This window comes from Devosia sp. ZW T5_3, from assembly GCF_044987315.1.
Classification (GTDB): domain Bacteria; phylum Pseudomonadota; class Alphaproteobacteria; order Rhizobiales; family Devosiaceae; genus Devosia.
Map to the genome: position 1 here is coordinate 92,311 of NZ_JBJDRE010000005.1, position 15,619 is coordinate 107,929.

At 62.9% G+C, this 15,619-nt stretch carries 17 protein-coding genes; 10 read left to right on the forward strand and 7 right to left on the reverse strand.

Annotated features, from left to right (window positions below; all coding sequences use genetic code 11):
* Position 1 precedes the first annotated feature (1 nt).
* From panC to ACI3KW_RS07950, 4 genes are all read right to left on the reverse strand, one after another.
* Positions 2–847 (reverse strand): pantoate--beta-alanine ligase, encoded by an 846-nt coding sequence (gene panC, locus ACI3KW_RS07935; RefSeq protein WP_404847621.1) that lies wholly within the window; start codon positions 845–847, stop codon positions 2–4.
* Positions 844–2,055 carry a bifunctional phosphopantothenoylcysteine decarboxylase/phosphopantothenate--cysteine ligase CoaBC gene (coaBC, locus tag ACI3KW_RS07940; RefSeq protein ID WP_404847622.1) on the reverse strand — a complete coding sequence of 404 codons (1,212 nt, stop codon included), beginning with the start codon at positions 2,053–2,055 and terminating at the stop codon, positions 844–846. The genes panC and coaBC overlap by 4 nt, the downstream gene beginning before the upstream one ends.
* Positions 2,045–2,851, reverse strand: coding sequence for a 3-methyl-2-oxobutanoate hydroxymethyltransferase (gene panB, locus ACI3KW_RS07945; protein WP_404847623.1), 807 nt, complete (start codon positions 2,849–2,851; stop codon positions 2,045–2,047). Before panB ends, coaBC begins: the two co-directional genes overlap by 11 nt.
* A 197-nt stretch (positions 2,852–3,048) precedes the next feature.
* A complete protein-coding gene (locus ACI3KW_RS07950) occupies positions 3,049–3,957 on the reverse strand; it encodes a LysR substrate-binding domain-containing protein (protein ID WP_404847624.1) in 909 nt (302 codons plus the stop codon).
* Between the two features lie 241 nt (positions 3,958–4,198).
* On the opposite strand from ACI3KW_RS07950, the gene ACI3KW_RS07955 reads away from it, so the two are divergent.
* The 7 genes from ACI3KW_RS07955 to ACI3KW_RS07985 all read left to right on the forward strand — a co-directional run bounded on the left by ACI3KW_RS07955 (position 4,199) and on the right by ACI3KW_RS07985 (position 10,388).
* Positions 4,199–5,158, forward strand: coding sequence for a zinc-binding alcohol dehydrogenase family protein (locus ACI3KW_RS07955; protein ID WP_404847625.1), 960 nt, complete (start codon positions 4,199–4,201; stop codon positions 5,156–5,158).
* Between the two features lie 85 nt (positions 5,159–5,243).
* On the forward strand, positions 5,244–5,675 hold the full coding sequence (locus ACI3KW_RS07960; protein WP_404847626.1) for an ester cyclase: 432 nt from the start codon (positions 5,244–5,246) through the stop codon (positions 5,673–5,675).
* Between the two features lie 119 nt (positions 5,676–5,794).
* The gene (locus tag ACI3KW_RS07965; RefSeq protein WP_404847627.1) at positions 5,795–6,685 is read left to right on the forward strand and encodes a metal ABC transporter substrate-binding protein; all 891 of its coding nucleotides are present in this window, start codon (positions 5,795–5,797) and stop codon (positions 6,683–6,685) included.
* A complete protein-coding gene (locus ACI3KW_RS07970) occupies positions 6,682–7,560 on the forward strand; it encodes a manganese/iron ABC transporter ATP-binding protein (RefSeq protein WP_404847628.1) in 879 nt (292 codons plus the stop codon). The genes ACI3KW_RS07965 and ACI3KW_RS07970 overlap by 4 nt, the downstream gene beginning before the upstream one ends.
* A complete protein-coding gene (locus ACI3KW_RS07975) occupies positions 7,557–8,411 on the forward strand; it encodes a metal ABC transporter permease (RefSeq protein WP_262170434.1) in 855 nt (284 codons plus the stop codon). The genes ACI3KW_RS07970 and ACI3KW_RS07975 overlap by 4 nt, the downstream gene beginning before the upstream one ends.
* Positions 8,408–9,250 carry a metal ABC transporter permease gene (locus ACI3KW_RS07980; RefSeq protein WP_404847629.1) on the forward strand — a complete coding sequence of 281 codons (843 nt, stop codon included), beginning with the start codon at positions 8,408–8,410 and terminating at the stop codon, positions 9,248–9,250. Before ACI3KW_RS07975 ends, ACI3KW_RS07980 begins: the two co-directional genes overlap by 4 nt.
* 73 nt (positions 9,251–9,323) lie before the next feature.
* Positions 9,324–10,388: a DUF2793 domain-containing protein gene (locus tag ACI3KW_RS07985; RefSeq protein WP_404847630.1), complete on the forward strand. Its 1,065-nt coding sequence runs from the start codon at positions 9,324–9,326 to the stop codon at positions 10,386–10,388.
* Here ACI3KW_RS07985 and ACI3KW_RS07990 read toward each other — a convergent pair.
* Positions 10,378–10,959 (reverse strand): TetR/AcrR family transcriptional regulator, encoded by a 582-nt coding sequence (locus tag ACI3KW_RS07990; protein ID WP_404847631.1) that lies wholly within the window; start codon positions 10,957–10,959, stop codon positions 10,378–10,380. The genes ACI3KW_RS07985 and ACI3KW_RS07990 overlap by 11 nt on opposite strands.
* A 74-nt stretch (positions 10,960–11,033) precedes the next feature.
* Between ACI3KW_RS07990 and ACI3KW_RS07995 the strand changes: the two genes are divergently transcribed.
* The 3 genes from ACI3KW_RS07995 to ACI3KW_RS08005 are packed head-to-tail and all read left to right on the forward strand — an operon-like array spanning position 11,034 to position 13,472.
* Positions 11,034–11,444 carry a VOC family protein gene (locus tag ACI3KW_RS07995; protein WP_404847632.1) on the forward strand — a complete coding sequence of 137 codons (411 nt, stop codon included), beginning with the start codon at positions 11,034–11,036 and terminating at the stop codon, positions 11,442–11,444.
* 46 nt (positions 11,445–11,490) lie between these two features.
* Positions 11,491–12,675 (forward strand): hypothetical protein, encoded by a 1,185-nt coding sequence (locus tag ACI3KW_RS08000; RefSeq protein ID WP_404847633.1) that lies wholly within the window; start codon positions 11,491–11,493, stop codon positions 12,673–12,675.
* On the forward strand, positions 12,672–13,472 hold the full coding sequence (locus ACI3KW_RS08005) for a hypothetical protein (RefSeq protein WP_404847634.1): 801 nt from the start codon (positions 12,672–12,674) through the stop codon (positions 13,470–13,472). Before ACI3KW_RS08000 ends, ACI3KW_RS08005 begins: the two co-directional genes overlap by 4 nt.
* Before the next feature lies 1 nt (position 13,473).
* Here ACI3KW_RS08005 and ACI3KW_RS08010 read toward each other — a convergent pair whose 3' ends face one another.
* Positions 13,474–14,355, reverse strand: coding sequence for a glycosyltransferase family 8 protein (locus ACI3KW_RS08010; RefSeq protein ID WP_404847635.1), 882 nt, complete (start codon positions 14,353–14,355; stop codon positions 13,474–13,476).
* On the reverse strand, positions 14,352–15,566 hold the full coding sequence (locus tag ACI3KW_RS08015) for an O-antigen ligase family protein (RefSeq protein WP_404847636.1): 1,215 nt from the start codon (positions 15,564–15,566) through the stop codon (positions 14,352–14,354). Before ACI3KW_RS08015 ends, ACI3KW_RS08010 begins: the two co-directional genes overlap by 4 nt.
* Positions 15,567–15,619 lie beyond the last annotated feature (53 nt).

Sequence of the window (15,619 nt, forward strand, 5' to 3'; positions counted from 1 at the left end):
GCTAGCCCAGCAACAGATTGTCGATGAGCCGCGTATTGCCCAGATGCGCGGCGACGGCAAGGAGGGCGCCTTCGGGGCCGATCGTGGTGATGGGTTCAAGGCTCTGGGGGTGCCGCACTTCCCAATATTGCGGGGAGATGCGCGGCTCGGTGGCAAGGCTTGCCCGGCCGATGGCGGCGAGCGTGGCCGCGTTGCGCTCGCCGCCTTCGAAGGCCTTGCGGGCTGCCTCAAGGCTCCTGAAAATCGCCGGGGCGGCCAGGCGGTCGGCAGGTTCGAGATAGATATTGCGCGAACTCAGGGCCAGGCCATCGGCCTCGCGCACAATGGGGCCGCGCAGGATCTGCACGCGCAGGTTGAGATCGCGCACCATGCGCTCGATCACGACGCATTGCTGGGCGTCCTTCTGGCCGAACACGGCCAGATCCGGCGCCACGATATTGAAGAGCTTGAGCACCACCGTGGTGACACCCCGGAAATGGCCGGGCCGCACCGCGCCGCAGAGATGGCTCGACACGCTGTCCTCGGTGACGAAGGTGGAAGCATCAGGCGGATAAAGCTCATGCACCGGCGGCAGGAACACCGCGTCGACGCCCGCCGCCTCGAGTAGAGCGAGATCCTGCTCGATGGGGCGGGGATATTTGCTCAGATCCTCATTGGGCCCGAATTGCAGCGGGTTGACGAAAATGCTGGCAATGGTGCGGTCGGCATGGCGGCGTGCCAGCGCCATCAGGCTGATATGGCCGGCATGCAGCGCCCCCATAGTAGGCACGAAGCCCAGTTTCTCCGTGCCGGGCAGGCTGTCGCGCCAGGCCCGGACCTCGGCGATGGTGCGCAATATAGTGATCATGCAATCAGGTCCCAAAGGCGTTTGGCGAGCTCGGTCTTGTTCATCACCGGCAGGGTGAGCGCCTCGCCCCCGGCGCGGAACAGGGTGCCGCCATTAGTGGGCACGGAAAATCCGGTGGCGCTGGTTTCCCCGCTGCGGGCGACGGGATTGGCAAACAGGAAATCGAGTTTCTTGCCGTCGAGCTTCTTGCGGCCATTGGCTTCGACATTATCGGTTTCGGCGGCAAAGCCTAAAAACCACTGGCTGGTAGCGGCGTCCTTCAAGGCGCCCAGCACGTCCACCGACGGCACCATATCAAGCGCCACGGCTTCGCTGGCGCGTTTGAGCTTATTGGCCGAGGGGGCGGCCACGCGATAATCCAGCACGGCGGCGGTGGCGATCACGCCGTTGACCTCGGGCAGGAAACCCAGCGCGGCCTGCGCCATCTCCTCGGCGGTCTGTACCTCGACCAGAGTGAGGCGGCCGGCGCTGTCTTTGGGCGGAACCGGGCGCACCACGCCCTTGTCGACACCCAGCACATAGCGCACCGAAGCGCCGCGCCGCAGCGCTTCTTCGGCCATCGCCGCACCCATGCGGCCGGTGGAGTGATTGGTAATATAGCGCACCGCGTCGATCGGGCTGGTGGTGGGGCCGGCGGTGATCAGCACCGTGGTGCCGGCCAGATCGGTGGCGGGCTGGACCAGGGCCGCTTCGATAGCCGCGACAATGGCGGGAATGGGCGCCAGTTTGCCGATCCCCACTTCGCCGCAAGCCAGCGTTCCGGCAGCCGGATCGACCAGCCCAACGCCGCGCTGCTGCAAGGTTTGCAGATGCGCCTGGGTGGCGGGATGCTCCCACATCACCGTGTTCATGGCCGGGGCGATCAGCATGGGTGCCTTGGTGGCAAGAGCCACCGTGGTCAGCAGGTCATCGGCCAGGCCCAGCGCCAGCTTGGCCAGCACATTGGCGGTCGCGGGCGCCACGATGAAAACATCGGCCCAGCGCGCCAGGTCGATATGCTCGGTGCCCGAAATATCGGCGCCGAACAGGTCCGATTTGACCGGCCGCCCGCTCAGCGTTTCGAGCACCAGCGGGGTGATGAACTGCTGCGCGCTGGCGCTCAGGATGCATTGCACCTGATGGCCCTGCTTGGTGAGGGCGGAGACGACATCGGCCATTTTATAGGCCGAAATGCTGCCGGTGACGGCAATGAGGATGTTACTGGCCAAGGGAGGGGTCCTTTGGAGTTTTGACCTCTGCGATATAGGCAGTGGCGGCGGCGCGGACAATCGCGGCCACATCGGCTTTTGGCTTGGCAAAGCCCGGCGGCGGGGTGACGCTCAGCCCGATCAGGTCATTGATCACCAGCACCTGCCCGGCGCAATCGGCACCCGAGCCGATGCCGATGGTGGGAATGTCCAGCAGCTGGGTAATCTCGGCCGCCAGTTCGGGCACGAGGAATTCCAGCACGATGGCAAAGGCCCCCGCCGCCTGCAGCGCCTTGGCCGATGCGATCAGCTCGCGCGCCTCTTCCTCCTGCTTGCCATGGCGGTAATAGCCACCCAATTGATGCACCGATTGCGGCGTCAGCCCGATATGGGCCATGACGGCAATGCCTTGTCCGACCAGGCGGGAAACGATCGGTGCGGCTGCTGCCCCGCCCTCGATCTTGACGGCCTGGACCCCCGTCTGCTGCAACAGGGCGACCGCATTGCGCAGGGCGGTGTCGGGATCGGTGGCGGTGCCGAAGGGCAGGTCGCACACCACCAGCGCGTGATTGGTGCCGCGCTGCACGGCGGCCGCATGGCGGATCATGTCGTCCAGCGTGACGGGCAGGGTGGTTTCATGTCCCAGCACCACATTACCCAGGCTGTCGCCGACCAGCAGGATATCGATTCCCGCCTGGTCGAGCAGGGCCGCGGTCACATAATCATAGGCGGTGAGCATGGCGAGATTCTCGCCGCTGCGCTTCTTGGCCCGTATATCGCGCGTGGTAAGGCGCTTGGCCTGGCTCTGGACAGACATGGCATTCCCTGCATTTGGCGAAGACCGCGTGCCCCCGCGCGCCTTCATTAATGCGTTCGGGCGCTCAAGGCTATGTCGGTGTTCCCGCGGCACTGGGGCGATGCCGGCAAGCCGCGCGGCCAATTCGGCAGCAGGTACCTGAAGTGGGTTCAGTCCTCACACCAGACCCCAATCGGACTCCGAGGCGTGCTCGTGAGTCATCGCCGGGAGATCGCAAAATCGCTGCGGCTGAGCGCTGTGGCGATTGCATCGATCGCTGCGCCAACGCGCCTTGGTAGCAGCCGGCGCGACGGGTAGATCGCATGGATGGGCATGGAATCCGTGCCGAAATCCTCTAGCAACTGGACCAGGCTGCCATCCTGCAGGTCCGGCCGCACCAGATCTGCCGGCAGGTAGGCGATGCCGCCGCCCTGCCGTGCAATGATCCGCTGTGCTTCGTCGCTATCCAGCTGCAAGGCGCCCGAAATCCTGGCGGCAATCGCCTCGCCCTTGGCACCGGTGAAGTGCCAGACATCGGGCGGGTTGAAATTGCTGTTCACGATGCAGCCGCCCTTGGCCAGATCCATGGGCGCAGCCGGTCGCCCATGCAGGGCCAGCCACGATGGTGCGGCGCAGCAGATGAGGCGATAGGTGCCGATGCGCCGGCTCACCAGCGTGGACGAGGGAAGATCGCCGACGCGGATCGCCAGATCATAGCCCTCGGCGACAAGATCTACCCGCCGGTTCGACAGCGACAATTCCACCGACAGTGCCGGATGGGCCTTGGCAAATTCTGATATCGCCGGTCCCAGTGTCGTAACGCCCAGCGTGGTGGGGGCCGAGATGCGCAGGCTCCCCTTGAGCGCGGCAGCTGGACTGGACAATTCATCAAGGACCGCAAGCTCATCGAGAATGCGGATCGATTGCTGCAGAAACTGCGTGCCGAACATTGTCAGCTTATGAACCCGCGTCGTCCGCTCGAGCAAGCGAGCGCCGTAGCGGTCTTCAAGGTTCTGGATACGGCGGCCGACCATAGTGGCAGAGATGCCGAGTTGCTGTGCTGCCGCAGCGAAACTGCCCAGCCGCGCCGTCGCAACAAAGGTTTCCAGTTCGGCCAGCTCCTGCATTCCAAACTTCCATGCACGATTGAACCAACTTATAGCCCAATACCGAACCAAAAGGCAGCGCGCTATGTCTGGGCCTCGCAAGAGGTGCCGATGATGTACAAGAGATTGATGCCCGCAGCTGCGGTGTTCGCTGCGCTGAACTCCAAAGCTGTCATGCGGGGGCTGCTCGGCGCTCTTTCAACGCAAATGGCACCCGCGCTGGTCCTGACGTGCCTGAACGCAGGCAGGTAGCCCAATGTCGATGATGCAAGCAGCCGTGATGCGGGGCCCCGGCGGCCCAGAAGTGCTCCACATTGAGACCATCCCGGTTCCGGTGCCCAAGCCCGGCCAGGTTCTGATCAAGGTAAAGGCCTTCGGGCTCAACCGATCCGAGCTGTTCACTCGCCAGGGACATTCCCCGGACGTTCAGTTCCCACGTGTTTTGGGCATCGAGGCCGTGGGGGTCGTCGAGCACGCCCCTGGTGGCGAATTTGCGGTCGGCGATACGATTGCCACCGTGATGGGCGGCATGGGCCGGCAGTTCGATGGCGGCTATGCCGAATTCACCTGCGTGCCGGCCAACCAGATTCGAAAATTCTCATCCGAGCTGCCTTGGGAAATTATCGGAGCCGTCCCCGAAATGTTCCAGACCGCCTGGGGTTCGGTGTTCAAGGCACTCGACCTGCAGCCCGGTGAACGCTTGCTCATTCGAGGCGGCTCGACTTCGGTCGGACTTGCCGCGGCGGGCCTTGCTCGCAACCACGGCGCCTGTGTGCTGAGCACGACGCGCCAGGCAACGCGTACGGCTCTTCTGCTTGAGCACGGCGCCAACGAGGCTGTCGTGGATGATGGGCATCTGGGCGCCAGCATCGAAAAAGTCGATAAGGTCCTCGAATTGGTGGGCACAGGCACCCTGGCTGATTCCCTCCTCTGCACCCGTCCGGGCGGTGTCGTCTGCATGGCCGGCATGGTCGGCGACCGCTGGGCCTTCGACAATTTTGCGCCCATGGATGTCATTCCCAATTATGTGCGCCTGACCACCTATTCGGGCGGCGTGCCGGAGTTCATGGAAATGCCGCTCGACAGCATTCTGGCTGACATTGCGGCCGGCAAGCTGAAAGTGCCGCTTGGCCCCAGCGCTCGGCTCAGCGAGATCGTCGTGGCCCATCGCTGGATGGAGCAAAACCAGGCGGCCGGAAAGATCGTTGTCCTGACCACTTAGCACGCGTTCGCGGTGACCCGAGCTTGGGACGAAACGCCTGGCGTGCGGGCGGCCGACCGCGCCAACGATTTTTAACGGAGATATCATGTCTGCCATTGCCGACGCATTCATGCGGCGCTTCGTCGAGTTCATCAACACGGCCGACGAGACGCTCGGCAATGCGCTGATCGCCAGTGAGGCAATCTTCCACGTCCCGAACCAGCGCGAGCCCATGCAGGGCCTTGGCGGCTATCTTGGCATCATCGGGATGATGCGCAGCGGTTTCCCCGACATCCAATGGGCGCTGGAAGAGACAATTGCCGAAGAGCTGGGAGCCGGCGATATGCGGATCGCAGCGCGCTTCACCATGCGGGGAACGCACCAGGGCGATTTTTTCGGAATCCCCGCCACCGGGCGATCGATCGCCGTCCAGGCGGTAAATTTTTACCGCGTTACCAATGGCAAGATCGTCGAGGAGCGCGGGCAGCCGGACCTCTTGGGTCTTATGCAACAGATCGGAGCGGCGCCGGTATCGTAGTGTCTGCCAGTTCTCAGGTTAAGCCGTTCGCCTTCGAATGGCGTGGGTCGGTCGCATTTCTTTGTTGCGAATGATTTGCAATTGCACTATTGATCGGACGTCCTGTTCTGGAGTGCCCGATGCGTCGTCGCTTGTTTTGTGTGCTTGCTGTGTCCGCTTTTGTCCTCGCCTCGCTGCCGGCTTCCGCTCAGGATCGTCTCAAGGCCGTCACTACGTTCACCATCATCGCCGATATGGCGCGCAACGTTGCCGGTGACGCGGCAGATGTCGTGTCGATCACCAAGCCCGGCGCCGAGATTCATAATTACCAGCCGACCCCCGGCGATCTGATTGCGGCCCAGGATGCCGACCTGATCCTGTGGAACGGGCTGAACCTGGAACAATGGTTCGCCCAATTCCTCGCCAATCTGGGCGATGTGCCCAATGTGGTGGTGACCGAGGGCGTCGATCCGATGGGCATCGGCGAGGGACCCTATGCGGGCAAGCCAAACCCCCATGCCTGGATGTCGCCCACCAATGGGCTGATCTATGTCGAGAACATCCGCCAGGCGTTCGTTGCGGCCGACCCGGCCAATGCCACGACCTATAATGCCAATGCCGCCGCCTATTCGGCGGAGATCACCGCGACGGTCGAGCCGATCCGCGTGGCTCTCGCGGCCATCCCCGAGGAGCGGCGGTGGCTGGCGACATCGGAAGGCGCCTTCAGCTATCTGGCGCGCGATTTCGGGCTCAAGGAACTCTACCTCTGGCCGATCAATGCCGACCAGCAGGGCACGCCACAGCAGGTGCGCCATGTAATCGATGAAGTCCGCACCAACGACGTGCCGGCGATTTTTTCGGAATCCACCATCTCGTCCAAGCCTGCCGAACAGGTGGCGCGTGAAACCGGCATAAAATATGGCGGCGTGCTCTATGTGGATTCGCTCTCGGAAGCCGATGGCCCGGTGCCGACCTATATCGACCTGCTTAAAGTCACCACCTCCACCATTGTAAAGGGCCTCGAGCCATGAATGCCGCCCAGCAACCGGGCCTAGCGGTCAGCGACATCACCGTCGCTTACCGCAACGGGACGACCGCGATAAAGCATGCCAGCTTCTCCATCCCGCGCGGCTCGATCACCGCGCTGGTGGGCGTCAATGGTTCGGGCAAATCCACCCTGTTCAAGGCCATTATGGGCTTTGTGCCGCTGGCCGCCGGGTCGGTCGAAATTCTGGGCGTGCCGGGCGGGCAGGCCCTCAAGCGCAATCTGGTCGCCTATGTGCCGCAATCCGAAGATGTCGACTGGAATTTCCCGGTGCTGGTCGAGGACGTGGTGATGATGGGCCGCTATGGCCACATGAACGTCCTGCGCCGCCCCCGCGCCATCGACCACCAGATGGTGACCGAGGCCTTGGAGCGGGTGAACCTGCTCGAATTCCGCCACCGCCAGATTGGCGAACTGTCCGGCGGGCAGAAAAAGCGCGTTTTCCTCGCCCGGGCCCTGGCCCAGCAAAGCGAGGTCATCCTGCTCGACGAGCCGTTTACCGGCGTTGACGTCAAGACCGAGGATGCCATCGTCGCCCTGCTGCGCGCGCTGCGCGACGAGGGCAAGGTCATGCTGGTCTCGACCCACAATCTGGGCTCGGTCCCCGAATTCTGTGACCGCACGGTGCTGGTCAAGGGCACGGTTCTGGCCTCCGGCCCGACATCGGAAGTGTTTACCCGCGAATGGCTCGAAATCACCTTTGGCGGCGCTTTGCGCCACTTCGTGCTGGCCGGCTCGGACCTGCATGATGACGACGATCCGCGCCATATCTCGGTGCTGACCGATGATGAACGCCCGCTCGTCATGTATGGCGAAGAGGGCAAGATGAAAACCCGGCAGTCGGACCCGGTCGAAAAATGATCGAAACCCTGCTGCTGCCCTTCAACTACCACTACATGATCAACGCCATCTGGGTTTCGGCCCTGGTCGGCGGCGTCTGCGCCTTCCTCTCGGCCTATCTCATGCTCAAGGGCTGGTCGCTGATCGGCGATGCGCTGAGCCATTCCATCGTTCCGGGCGTGGCCGGCGCCTATATGCTGGGCCTGCCCTTTTCGCTGGGCGCCTTCTTTTCCGGCGGGCTGGCGGCCGGGGCCATGCTGTTCCTCACTCAGCGCACCAAGCTCAAGGAAGATGCGGTGATCGGGCTGATCTTCACCGCGTTTTTCGGCCTCGGCCTGTTCATGATTTCGCTGTCGCCCACGGCGGTCAATATCCAGACCATCGTCATGGGCAATATCCTGGCGGTGACGCCCGAGGATACGCTGCAACTGGTGATCATTTCTGTCGTGACGCTGGCCATCATGCTGGTGATCTGGAAGGACCTGATGGTCACCTTTTTCGATGAAAGCCATGCCCGCACCATCGGGCTCAATCCGCCGGTGCTGCGGGTGATCTTTTTCACCCTTCTGGCTGCCTGTACCGTCGCGGCCATGCAGACTGTGGGGGCATTCCTCGTCATCGCCATGGTGGTGACGCCAGGCGCGACGGCCTATCTGCTCACCGACCGCTTTCCGCGGCTGATCCTGATCGCGGTGGCGGTGGGGACTTTGTCGAGCCTCTTCGGCGCCTATATCTCCTTCTTCCTCGATGGGGCGACGGGCGGTGTCATCGTTGTGCTGCAGACCGGGGTGTTCCTCCTCGCCTTCTTCTTTGCGCCCAAGCACGGGCTCCTGGCCGCCAAGCGCCGTACCGCCGAGGAAATCGCCAAATGAACGAGTTCCTCGTCTACGCGCTCTGGCCGTTCCACTTTCCCTTCATGACCTCGGCCATGGCGATTGCCGTCATGGTCGCCATCCCCACCGCTCTGCTCTCCTGCTTTTTGGTGCTCAAGGGCTGGTCGCTGATGGGCGACGCCATCTCCCATGCCGTGCTGCCCGGCGTGGTGCTGGCCTATATTGTGGGCCTGCCGCTCGGCATCGGCGCCTTTGCCGCCGGCATGGGCTGCGCGCTCTCGGTGGGGTATCTCAAGGAAAACAGCCGCATCAAGGAAGACACCGTGATGGGCGTGGTGTTTTCGGGCCTGTTTGGCCTGGGCATCGTGCTTTACACCTCGATCCAGACCGATGTGCATCTCGACCATATCCTGTTCGGCGACATCCTCGGCGTCAGCACCGGCGACCTGATCCAGACCGGTCTTATCGCGCTGGTGGTGACGGCGATCGTGCTGGCCAAATGGCGCGACCTGCTGCTGTTCACCTTCGATCCGCAACAGGCCGGCGCCATCGGCCTGCCTGTCCGCGTGCTGCATTATGGGCTGCTTGCGCTGCTGTCCCTGACCATCGTGGCGGCGCTGACGGCGGTCGGCATCGTGCTGGTCATCGCACTGCTGGTGGCGCCCGGCGCCATCGCCTATCTCATCAGTAAGCGCTTCGCGCCGATGATGCTGATTGCGGTGACGGTGTCGGTGGTGTCGTCGCTGGTGGGCATCTATGCCAGCTTCTTCATCGACTCGGCGCCGGCGCCGACCATCGTGCTGCTGATGTCAGCGACGTTTATCGTGACCTTCGTGGTGACCACAATGCGACGGCCGGCGCCGCTGGCTGCGGCCTAACGCTCGGCCGATCTGTGCGGCTTATCCCCGCCTTTGCTGGCCGGCCTAGACTGGCCGGCAAAGGAGTTTTCTCATGGATCAAAGCCCGCGCCTGTCATTGCCGCTCATCATGCCGCAGCAGGCCCAGAAACACGTGACGCATAATGAGGCGATCCAGGCGCTCGATGCGCTGGTGCAGCCCATTGTCGAAAGCCGCACATTGGCGACCCCGCCCGCGAGCCCACTGGCGGGGGAGGCTTATATCGTGCCCGCCGCCGCGACGGGGGTCTGGGCCGGCCATGCCAATGAAATCGCCGCATTCCAGTCCGGGGCCTGGATATTCTACGATCCGGCGGCCGGCTGGCAGGTCTATGTCCGGGCGGACCGCACTATCCTGGTGTTTGACGCTGGGGCCTGGGTGCCGCTGGCCTCGCTTGGCTCGGGCCTGCCCCAATTGGGCATCAACGCTTCAGCCGATGCGACCAACCGGCTGGCGGTTTCCAGCCCAGCGACCTTGCTCAACCATGCCGGCAATGGCCACCAGCTCAAGCTGAACAAGGCTTCTGCTGGCGATACGGCAAGCCTGCTGTTCCAGAGCAATTGGTCGGGTCGCGCCGAAATGGGGCTGGCCGGGGACGATCAATGGCGGCTCAAGGTCAGCGCCGATGGCTCGAGCTGGATCAATGCGCTGACCATTGATGCGGCCAGCGGCGCCGCCAGCTTTGCCGCGTCCGTGCGCCCTGCCGCCGACAATGCGGTGACGCTGGGCGCCAGCGGCGCGCGCTGGGCCTCGGTCTGGTCGGCAACGGGCGCCATCCAGACGTCGGACGCGCGGCAGAAAACCGATATTGCGCCCAGCGATCTGGGCCTCGATTTCATCCTGTCGCTGCAGCCGGTGAAATATCGCTGGATTGCCGGCGGCGTGGAAGACGGCGCCGCACGACCGGGCCGCCGCACCCATTATGGTCTGTTGGCCCAGCAGGTGAAATCGGCGCTCGAGGCTGCCGGCTGCGCGGATTTTGCCGGCCATGTGAAGGCTGACCCTGCCGATGCCGAAAGCGAGGAGGGCCTGCGCTATGACGCTTTTATCGCGCCGCTGATCGCAGCAATGCAGCAATTGGCCGGCCGCGTCGAGAGCCTGGAACGCGCTAAATCTTGAGCCCGCGGATCAAGGCCTTGATGGCCTTGCGATAATCGTTGACCTCTTCGGGCGGAGCCAGCGCCGCCCGATCGAACAGGGCGTTGAGCAGATGCGCCAGCGGCAGGGCGGGTAATTCGCGGATCGCCTTGGCCTCCATGGCCGCCGTCACGCCCTCGACTAGGGTACGCAGGCCATGGCGGCCATCGATCTCGTCCACCGCAGCCCGGCCGAGCACGGCCGGCGCATCCACCAGCAGGATGCGCCGCCTTCCCTTGTCCTGCATGGCATCGAGAAACGCATCCCCGCCCGCGATCAGCGCCTTGACTGGCCCCGGTTCGTCCTCGCCCTCGGTGGCGGCATTAATCGCCATGGCCAGCAGCATGTGCTCTTCCTCCACCACGGTGGCAAACAAAGCCGCCTTGTCGGCAAAGTGATGATAGAGCGCGCCGCGCGTCACCCCTGCCGCCTGCACGATTTCGGGCGTACCCGTCCCGGCATAGCCGTTTTGGGCAAAGAGAGAGCGGGCCGCGCTGACTAAGGCGGCACGGGTTCCGCTGCGTCGCTCAGCCTGGCTTCGGCGCTCTTGCATACGTACAGCCTGTATGTTAGGTGATATTACAGACAGATTGCACGTAAAATTCGTCCCATGCAAGGATGTTCATCATGAAAATGCTCAATGCCTATCCGCTTCTCCAGGTCGAAGACGTTGCGGCGACTGCGGCTTTCTACCGGACCCATCTCGGCTTCGCCCCGGTCTTCGACAGCGACTGGTATGTGCATATGCGCTCCACTGCCAAGGAGCATATCGAGCTTGCCGTCATCGCCTATGATCACCAAACCATCCCCGAAATCGGCCGCATGCCGACAACGGGCTTGATCCTGAGCTTTGAAGTCGAAGACGCGGGGGCAGAATATGAGCGCCTGCTTACGGCCCGCGTGGCCATCGCGCAACCGCTGCGCGATGAAGTTTTCGGCCAGCGCCATTTCATCGCTGCGGACCCCAATGGGGTGTTGCTCGACATCATCACCCCCATCGAACCCGACGCCAACTGGCTGGCCAGCCAGCAGCACTAGACGGGTACCCGCTAGCCTAGCCGCTTGTGGTGGGTTATGGCACGGCATGGCTATCGACATTGCGCAATCCGACGCGACCATTGCCGCGTCCTCCCCAGTCCTGCTGTCCGAAGCAGGATCGCTCCGGCGCCTGCCGCTGGGCCCCGAGCTGGAGCGGCCCCAAAGCTTTTATGAGCGCTTCGATGATCGCGCGGTGTTTTACGATGTATTTCGCGATCACACCGGGCGGCATGTCTACCTAATTGGGCCTATGGCGCTCAATCTGGAGCCGTTGATCGATGCCATGACCATCGAGGGTCGCCCCTCCGGCCGCACCGCCAAGCCAAAAATCCATCACGGTGTGCAGGCCGAAATTCTGCGCGTCACCCTGCCGCCAGGCGACACTCATCTTGCCTTTAGCTTTGGCGATGAGCGCTTCGAAATACCCATCCAGCCCAATCGCAGCGCCGCGCTGAAGGGTGATCGGGTAATCTTCACCATCAACAAGGACAATGCGCTCGCCTGGATCGCGGACTGGGCACGGTTCTATGTCGGCGAGCATGGTGCGACCGCCGCGGTGGTCTATGACAATGGCTCCACCGAGTACAATCTAGAGCAATTGCGGGCGGCCTTGGCCGGTGTAAAGGGACTGGAAAAATTCCTCGTCATTCCCTGGCCCTATCCATTCGGCTCGATGCATGACGTGTTTGAAGGACACAAATTCGGTGGGCATTGGGGCATGTTTGCCCAGCCACCCAAATACACGCAGTTCTTCCGTAAATATGCCATGCAGGCACGGTCCATCCTCAATGTCGATGTGGACGAGCTGGTGATGTCCCCGTTCCGCAAGTCGGTGTTCAAGGCGGTCGAACGCTCGCCGTTCGGGTTGCTGCGCTTCAACCGGGTCTGGGTGCTCAATGCCCGCGAGGAGGGCGGGCCGCCGCGCCATCGCCAGTTCGTCATCCGCAAGAAGGGGATCGCCGCCCGCGACCGCGGCAAGAAATGGGCGCTGGCGCCGGGTAGGGCATTCTTTGCCAGCTGGCGCGCGCAGCCCTGGACCCACCAGGTCAAGGGCTGGCTTAATCTAGCGGGTTCCTCGGATCGCTTTTACGGCTACCACTTCATCGGCATATCGCATTCCTGGTATTGGGATCGCACCGAAAAGATCGTATTCGACCCCAAGCTGCATGTGCGGGACCCATTGATGATCAAGACCTTCGCCGATGTGTTCGGCCCGGAACCCAAGCAATGAGCCTGCCCACCATTGTCAGCTTCTGGCACGGCCCGATGAGTTGGCTCGAAGCGCTGTCCATCGCCTCGTTCCGCCGCCACGGTCATCGCGTCGAGGTCTATTCCTTCGACCCCGTGCCCGGCCTGCCCGAGGGCGCGGTGGCGATGGACGCCGCCGAAGTGCTGCCGCGCGATAAGCTGGTTTTCTACAAGGGCAAGGGCACGCCTGGCGTGTTTTCGGATTATTTCCGCATGAGCCTGCTGCGGCAGGGGCGCGGGGTCTATGCGGATCTCGACGTCTATTGCGTGCGCCCCATTGAAGGGCCGCCTGATTATCTTATGGCCTATGAGCGTCCCGGCTCGGTCAATGGCGCGGTGCTGCATATTCCGGCCGATGCGCCGCTGCTCGACGATCTGCTCGCCATTTTTACCGATACCAAGCGTCCGCTGCTGGAACCACATCTGCCCCCATTCCGGCGGCTGGAAGTCGCGGCACGGCGCCTGCTGGGCGAAAAGATCGCCCCCGAAGACATGCAATATGGCGCGACGGGGCCCTTCGCACTGACCCATTATGTGCGCCAGCGCGGGCTGCAGCATCTGGTGCGCCCCAGTAGCGTGCTTTATCCAATTCCCTATGAGGGTATTCCGGCCCTGATGCAGCCTGGTTCCAGTATCGACGCGGCCACTGGGCCCGATACGCTTGCGGTCCATATCTGGCGCAGCCAGTTGACGCGCCGTGGCCGGGCCGACATGCCGCTGCCCGAGCCTGGTAGTGCCTTGGCCGAACTCTGCGCCCGCGAGGGGATCGTGCCCGGCTAGCCTATTTGCCCAGGCCCAGTCGCTTCTTCCACCAGCGCTTCCAGCGATGGCGGGCAAAGCGGTAGAACAGCTCATTGGTCATCACATGCCGATAGAGCCGGGCAAAGGCCACGCTTTGCAGCATGCCCGAGAAAATGCCCCACGGCTTGGCTTCGCCGGTATAGTGAAGGATGGCCGGGTCGAGCCCCTCATGGGCGTGGCGCGCATCGATCGTGTTCCAGCGCCAGGGCAATTGCAGCCAATTGCGCTGGAACACCAGATTGAGAAAATCCTGGTCGTAATAGATGCGGGCCATGACCCCATCCTTGAGCGCCTGTTCCAGCCGCCCGATAATATCGGCCTCGCGCCATTTGGCGACATCGATCAACACCATGCCGGCATTGAAATAGGCATAAGCCGGATCAAAGATATCGCGATTGTTGCGCAGGTCCCGCCCGCCGGTGATGAAGGCGCCGATGGAATCGCGGACCGCCGCGACGGGGCGGCCTTCCATGTCCACGTCATAGAGCTTTTCGATATTGTCTCGCACCAGCATGTCGCAATCGAGATAGAGCACCCGCGCCACATCGGGGCCGATCAATTTGTCGATCATCAGCCGGGCATAGACGATGTTGCTCAGCCGCTTGTTGACCGGCATGCGGGCGGCCACGTCGCGAAACAGCTCGGACCCATCCAGATCATGCCAGACCAGGGTAACGCCGAACTCGCCTTCAATGGTCTTGAGGTCTGCGACATGCGCGGGCGTCAACGTGCGATGGCAAAGATGAAACACTAGGTCGCTACGACGCGTGGTGAACAGGCAGACAGATCGCATCGTGGCATAGGCTGGCGCCCAGAAATTGTCATCGAAGGTCAGGGCAATATGGATCGAGCTTGCGCTCATGCTTGAGGTCCTTGCGAACGGGTGGACAGCGTCACGATGAGCGCCAGCACGCTCGCCAATACGATATCTTGCCAGCGCAAGCCAATCACCGCGTTGGTCATGCCCATGGAAAAATAGCCGATCGTGGTAACGCCGCCGAGATAGAGCAGCGGGATGCGCAATGGGCCGCGTGCGCGCAAGGCGCCCATGAGCGGCGCGAACAGGAATAGCCCATAGGCCAGCAGGCCAAACAATCCGCCGGCCACAGCGAAATCGGCGATGTCATTGTGGAGATGGGCATAGACCGGGAAGGTTACGCCTGGCGGGGCGTGTGCGGCGGCCGCTGCCGGATAGTCGAGCAGGCCGTAGCCCGTGAGCGGGGAAGCAAGGAAAGCGTTGAGGGCCGATTGGTACATTACGAGCCGCTCGGCGGTCGAGGTGTCACTGGTCACCCCGGTCCGCAGCAAGGACAAAATCTTGCCGGTTGGGGTGAGCTCGTCAGCCACCCCGGTGACCAGGAAAAATATGACAATGCATGCAAGGATTGCAATGCTGGAGCCGACGGCCCGCCGGGCGGTGCGTACCGGCAACCAGGAAAAGCAGATGGCGGCCGCCGCCACCAGCAACATCTGCGCAGCGGCTACGGTGGGCCCACGTGACCCTGTCAGATAGACCGTCACGATGCCGAGTATAGGGCCAAGCAGGAATATGGCGCGCAGCCGGCCTGTGCCCCAAATGCCGATCAAGGATACAAAGCCAAGCGCCAGCCCCAAGGCTGCCAGATGGATGGGATTGTTGACCAGGCCAGCGCGCGCCGATCCGAGCACGAAAATATCGATGGCCGCAGCGATAGCGCCGCCGGCCGTCCCGGCAAGAGCAAATAACCCGATGCGATCGAGAGTCAATGCATCGCCCAGCCGGGTCAGCAAGCCGGCCATTGGTACGACCATGTAAAGGTGGACCAGGGCCAGGAATGCGGCGACGTGCAGCGGTGACTTAGCCGTCAGGCTGAAGGCAATGAACAAGAGCAGGCCGGCCAGCAACGGCATCCAGCCCGCCGGCTGACGCAGCAATTGCCTGCGCTCGGGCACCCAGATCAGATGTAGCAGCGCAAGGCCCATCAGCACCAGGATCGCGGTGTTGGAAATCTCAGGGGCGAAGGTCGGCAGCGTCAGGCCGGCCAGAAGCATGGCCCAGGCAAGAAACGCGACGGTCAGTCTTGGCAAATTCATGTCCTGCTTGATCAACGAAACGGTCCGGCTCTTGGTGCGCAGAGTTAACCGTT

What these genes read in the sequence shown, in the direction of transcription:
- panC (WP_404847621.1), bottom strand. Translation starts at nt 847, where the DNA reads ATGATCACTATATTGCGCACCATCGCCGAGGTCCGGGCCTGGCGCGAC.
- ACI3KW_RS08010 (WP_404847635.1), bottom strand. Translation starts at nt 14,355, where the DNA reads ATGAGCGCAAGCTCGATCCATATTGCCCTGACCTTCGATGACAATTTC.
- ACI3KW_RS07985 (WP_404847630.1), top strand. Translation starts at nt 9,324, where the DNA reads ATGGATCAAAGCCCGCGCCTGTCATTGCCGCTCATCATGCCGCAGCAG.
- ACI3KW_RS07960 (WP_404847626.1), top strand. Translation starts at nt 5,244, where the DNA reads ATGTCTGCCATTGCCGACGCATTCATGCGGCGCTTCGTCGAGTTCATC.
- ACI3KW_RS07955 (WP_404847625.1), top strand. Translation starts at nt 4,199, where the DNA reads ATGATGCAAGCAGCCGTGATGCGGGGCCCCGGCGGCCCAGAAGTGCTC.
- ACI3KW_RS08005 (WP_404847634.1), top strand. Translation starts at nt 12,672, where the DNA reads ATGAGCCTGCCCACCATTGTCAGCTTCTGGCACGGCCCGATGAGTTGG.
- ACI3KW_RS08015 (WP_404847636.1), bottom strand. Translation starts at nt 15,566, where the DNA reads ATGAATTTGCCAAGACTGACCGTCGCGTTTCTTGCCTGGGCCATGCTT.
- panB (WP_404847623.1), bottom strand. Translation starts at nt 2,851, where the DNA reads ATGTCTGTCCAGAGCCAGGCCAAGCGCCTTACCACGCGCGATATACGG.
- ACI3KW_RS08000 (WP_404847633.1), top strand. Translation starts at nt 11,491, where the DNA reads ATGGCTATCGACATTGCGCAATCCGACGCGACCATTGCCGCGTCCTCC.
- ACI3KW_RS07970 (WP_404847628.1), top strand. Translation starts at nt 6,682, where the DNA reads ATGAATGCCGCCCAGCAACCGGGCCTAGCGGTCAGCGACATCACCGTC.
- ACI3KW_RS07950 (WP_404847624.1), bottom strand. Translation starts at nt 3,957, where the DNA reads ATGCAGGAGCTGGCCGAACTGGAAACCTTTGTTGCGACGGCGCGGCTG.
- ACI3KW_RS07975 (WP_262170434.1), top strand. Translation starts at nt 7,557, where the DNA reads ATGATCGAAACCCTGCTGCTGCCCTTCAACTACCACTACATGATCAAC.
- ACI3KW_RS07980 (WP_404847629.1), top strand. Translation starts at nt 8,408, where the DNA reads ATGAACGAGTTCCTCGTCTACGCGCTCTGGCCGTTCCACTTTCCCTTC.
- ACI3KW_RS07990 (WP_404847631.1), bottom strand. Translation starts at nt 10,959, where the DNA reads ATGCAAGAGCGCCGAAGCCAGGCTGAGCGACGCAGCGGAACCCGTGCC.
- ACI3KW_RS07995 (WP_404847632.1), top strand. Translation starts at nt 11,034, where the DNA reads ATGAAAATGCTCAATGCCTATCCGCTTCTCCAGGTCGAAGACGTTGCG.
- ACI3KW_RS07965 (WP_404847627.1), top strand. Translation starts at nt 5,795, where the DNA reads ATGCGTCGTCGCTTGTTTTGTGTGCTTGCTGTGTCCGCTTTTGTCCTC.